At 69.3% G+C, this 4,055-nt stretch carries 3 protein-coding genes; 2 read left to right on the top strand and 1 reads right to left on the bottom strand.

Translation table 11 applies throughout. From position 1 onward, the window contains the following. Window positions 1-184: hypothetical protein (locus tag CQZ88_RS30465; RefSeq protein ID WP_258008447.1), on the top strand; the 184-nt coding region annotated here is incomplete at its 5' end. Window positions 185-318: 134 nt separating this feature from the next. On the opposite strand, the gene CQZ88_RS05065 is transcribed toward CQZ88_RS30465, so the two are convergent. Continuing rightward, entirely contained in the window at window positions 319-1,008 is a 690-nt protein-coding gene (locus CQZ88_RS05065) for an MBL fold metallo-hydrolase (RefSeq protein WP_006936519.1), read from the bottom strand. A 173-nt stretch (window positions 1,009-1,181) separates the two neighbouring features. Here CQZ88_RS05065 and uvrA point away from each other — a divergent pair. Beyond that, window positions 1,182-4,055: excinuclease ABC subunit UvrA (uvrA, locus tag CQZ88_RS05060; RefSeq protein ID WP_102799332.1), on the top strand; the 2,874-nt coding region annotated here is incomplete at its 3' end.

Raw genomic sequence — 4,055 nt, 5'->3', positions numbered from 1 at the left:
CCGCCTGCAGGCGGTCGTCGCCGACCTCGGCGCCGACGACGAGGCACGCGCGGCGGTCGCGCAGCGGCTCGAAGCCCTGCTCGCCGACCTCGCGGGAGCCGAGCGGGGCCGCGCCGACACGGTGGACAGGATTCACGCCGCGACCGGTGACGAGATCCTCGACATCATCGACCGGGGTCTGTGAGCCGACGAGCAATCTCCCGGTGACCGCCGGGAAGCGGTCTGCGCAGTGGACACCGGCCCCGGCCATCGAGCTGCCGCCGTCGCAGCTGCGCGAACGCGCCGCGTGAGAACGGCGGCCTCCCGCAGCCCACCCGGTCACCAGCCGCGCTCGCGCCACTCCGCGAGGTGCGGGCGCTCGGCGCCGAGGGTGGTGTCCTTGCCGTGGCCGGGGTAGATCACCGTGTCGTCACCGAAGCGGCCGAAGAGCTTGGTGTCGACGTCGTCGTACAGCGAGGTGAACTTCTCGGCGTCCGCGGTCTTGCCCAGGCCGCCGGGGAAGAGGGAGTCACCGGTGAAGATGTGGTGCCGTCCGGTGCCGGCCTCGGTGAGGACCAGCGCGATCGAGCCGGGGGTGTGCCCGGACAGGTGGATCACCTCGAGACCGAGCTCGCCGACGGCGACGGTGTCGCCTTCCATGAGCAACCGATCGGGCGTGACCGGGAGCTGCTCGGCGTCGAGCGGGTGCGCCGCCGTGGGAACCCCGGTCGACGCCGCGACCGCCTCGAGGCCCTGCCAGTGGTCCCAGTGCTGGTGGGTCGTGACGATCAGCTCGAGTTTCGGGGCGTGCTCGGCGAGGAACCGGGTCAGCAACTCCGGCTCGTTCGCTGCATCGAGGAACACAGATCTGCCGGTGGCGGAATCCGTGACCAGGTACGTGTTGTTGTCCATGGGTCCGACGGACAGCTTGACGATGGTCGCGCCGGGCACGGTGCGGCGCTGCGCGGGACCGCCGGGGGTGACCTCGCCGGTGTAGTCGTCGTCGATGACCAAGGGCTGCTGCGACATGTGAGGCACGTTACCGCCGAGGCCCGTCGCCCGCGTGCGCGGCGGTCGGGAACCGGAACGTGTCGGTGGGCGCGCCTACCATGGTCCAGGGCCGAGTTGCGCGACGTGACGTCGGTGAATCGAGATGCGACCGGATCCGACCGTCCAGGGGATCCGACGAGGAGGGACGTGGCGTGGCGGATCGCATGATCGTGCGTGGCGCGCGGGAGCACAACCTGCGGGGGATCGACCTGGACCTGCCGCGTGACAGCCTGATCGTCTTCACCGGCCTGTCCGGGTCGGGCAAGTCGAGCCTGGCGTTCGACACGATCTTCGCCGAGGGGCAGCGCCGTTACGTCGAGTCGCTGTCCGCCTACGCGCGCCAGTTCCTCGGCCAGATGGACAAACCCGACGTCGACTTCATCGAGGGCCTGTCGCCGGCGGTGTCCATCGACCAGAAGTCCACCAACCGGAACCCGCGCTCGACGGTGGGCACCATCACCGAGGTCTACGACTATCTGCGCCTGCTCTACGCCCGCGCAGGCACGGCGCACTGCCCGCAGTGCGGGGAGCAGATCGCCCGGCAGACGCCGCAGCAGATCGTCGACCAGGTCCTCGACATGGAGCAGGGCACCCGGTTCCAGGTGCTCGCCCCGGTCGTGCGCACCCGCAAGGGGGAATTCGTCGACCTGTTCGAGCAGCTGACCGTGCACGGGTACGCCCGCGTGCGGGTCGACGGAGTGGTCTATCCCCTCACCGATCCGCCGAAGCTGAAGAAGCAGGAGAAACACGACATCGAGGTGGTCGTCGACCGCCTCGCGGTCAAGGCGAGCGCCAAGCAGCGGCTCACCGATTCGATCGAGACCGCACTGCGCCTGGCGGAGGGCATCGTCGTCCTCGACTTCGTGGACCGGGACGAGAACGCCGCCGACCGCGAGCGTCGCTTCTCCGAGACGCTCGCCTGCCCGAACGGGCACCCCCTGTCCATCGACGAACTCGAACCCCGGTCCTTCTCGTTCAACTCCCCGTACGGCGCCTGCCCCGAATGCACCGGCCTCGGCATCCGCAAGGAGGTCGACCCGGAGCTCGTCGTGCCGGACCCGGAACTCAGCCTCGAGGACGGTGCGATCGCGCCCTGGTCGATGGGGCAGACCTCCGAGTACTTCACCCGGCTGCTGTCCGGGCTCGCCGACATCATGGGCTTCGAGATGTCCACCCCGTGGAACAAGCTGCCGGCCAAGGCCCGCAAGGCCATCCTCGAGGGCAGCCCGGAACAGGTCCACGTCCGCTACAAGAACCGGTACGGCCGGACACGGTCGTACTACGCCGAGTTCGAGGGCGTGATGCCGTTCCTGCACCGCCGGCTCGAACAGACCGAGTCCGAGCAGATGAAGGAACGCTACGACGGGTACATGCGGGAGATCCCGTGCCCCACGTGCGAGGGCGCGCGGCTGCGTCCGGAGATCCTCGCGGTGACGATCGCCGCGGGCGAGCACGGACACAAGTCCATCGCCGAGGTCTCCGACCTGTCCATCGCCGAGTGCGCCGAGTTCCTGAACGCCCTGACCCTCGGGGCGCGGGAGGAGGCCATCGCAGGGCAGGTGCTCAAGGAGATCCAGGCGCGTCTCGGGTTCCTGCTCGACGTGGGACTCGAATACCTCACCCTGTCCCGCGCGGCCGGCACCCTGTCCGGCGGGGAGGCACAGCGCATCCGTCTCGCCACCCAGATCGGCTCGGGCCTGGTCGGTGTCCTGTACGTCCTGGACGAGCCGTCCATCGGCCTGCACCAGCGCGACAACCGCCGGCTCATCGAAACCCTCACGCGGCTGCGTGATCTCGGCAACACCCTGATCGTCGTCGAGCACGACGAGGACACCATCCGCGCGTCGGACTGGGTCGTCGACATCGGGCCGTACGCCGGCGAGCACGGCGGTCGCGTCGTGCACACCGGCCCCTACAAGGAACTGCTCGAGTGCACCGAGTCGCTCACCGGCGCGTACCTGTCCGGACGTCAGCGGATCGAGGTGCCGGAGCAGCGCCGGCCGGTGGACCGCAAGCGTCAGGTCACCGTCGTCGGCGCCCGCGAGAACAACCTGCGCGGCATCGACGTGGCCTTCCCGCTCGGCGTGCTCACCTCCATCACCGGTGTCTCCGGATCCGGCAAGTCGACCCTGGTCAACGACATTCTCGCGACGGTCATGGCCAACAAGCTCAACGGCGCGCGGCAGGTGCCCGGCCGGCACACCCGCGTCAACGGGCTCGACCAGCTCGACAAGCTCGTGCAGGTGGACCAGTCGCCGATCGGCCGTACCCCGCGGTCGAATCCGGCCACCTACACGGGCGTGTTCGACAAGATCCGCACCCTGTTCGCCGCGACCACCGAGGCGAAGGTGCGCGGCTATCAGCCGGGCCGGTTCTCGTTCAACGTCAAGGGCGGCCGATGCGAGGCCTGCTCGGGTGACGGCACGCTCAAGATCGAGATGAACTTCCTGCCCGACGTGTACGTGCCGTGCGAGGTGTGCCACGGGGCCCGCTACAACCGCGAGACCCTCGAGGTGCACTACAAGGGCAAGACCATCGCCGAGGTGCTGGACATGCCCATCGAGGAGGCCGCCGAGTTCTTCGAGCCGGTCACCTCGATCCACCGCTACCTGCGCACCCTTGTCGACGTCGGCCTCGGATACGTGCGCCTGGGCCAGCCGGCCCCGACCCTTTCGGGGGGCGAGGCGCAGCGCGTCAAGCTCGCCGCGGAGCTGCAGAAGCGGTCGACGGGCCGCACCGTGTACGTGCTGGACGAGCCGACCACCGGTCTGCACTTCGAGGACATCCGCAAGCTGCTCGGCGTGATCAACGGGCTCGTCGACAAGGGCAACACGGTGATCGTGATCGAACACAATCTCGACGTGATCAAGACGGCGGACTGGATCATCGACATGGGCCCCGAAGGGGGCTCCGGCGGCGGCACCGTCGTCGCGCAGGGCACGCCCGAGGACGTCGCGGCGGTCGAGGGCAGCTACACCGGCACGTTCCTGCGCGAGGCGCTCGCCGAGTCCGTCGCCCAGGAGCCC

It is taken from the genome of Rhodococcus sp. ENV425, assembly GCF_002887785.1.
Taxonomy (GTDB): domain Bacteria; phylum Actinomycetota; class Actinomycetes; order Mycobacteriales; family Mycobacteriaceae; genus Rhodococcus; species Rhodococcus aetherivorans.
Note: the sequence above shows the minus strand (reverse complement) of the source record. Positions and strands in the feature narration are given on the sequence as shown.

Bases quoted from the DNA above. Each gene is read 5' to 3' on its own strand.
- CQZ88_RS05065 (WP_006936519.1), bottom strand. From the start codon at position 1,008: ATGTCGCAGCAGCCCTTGGTCATCGACGACGACTACACCGGCGAGGTC.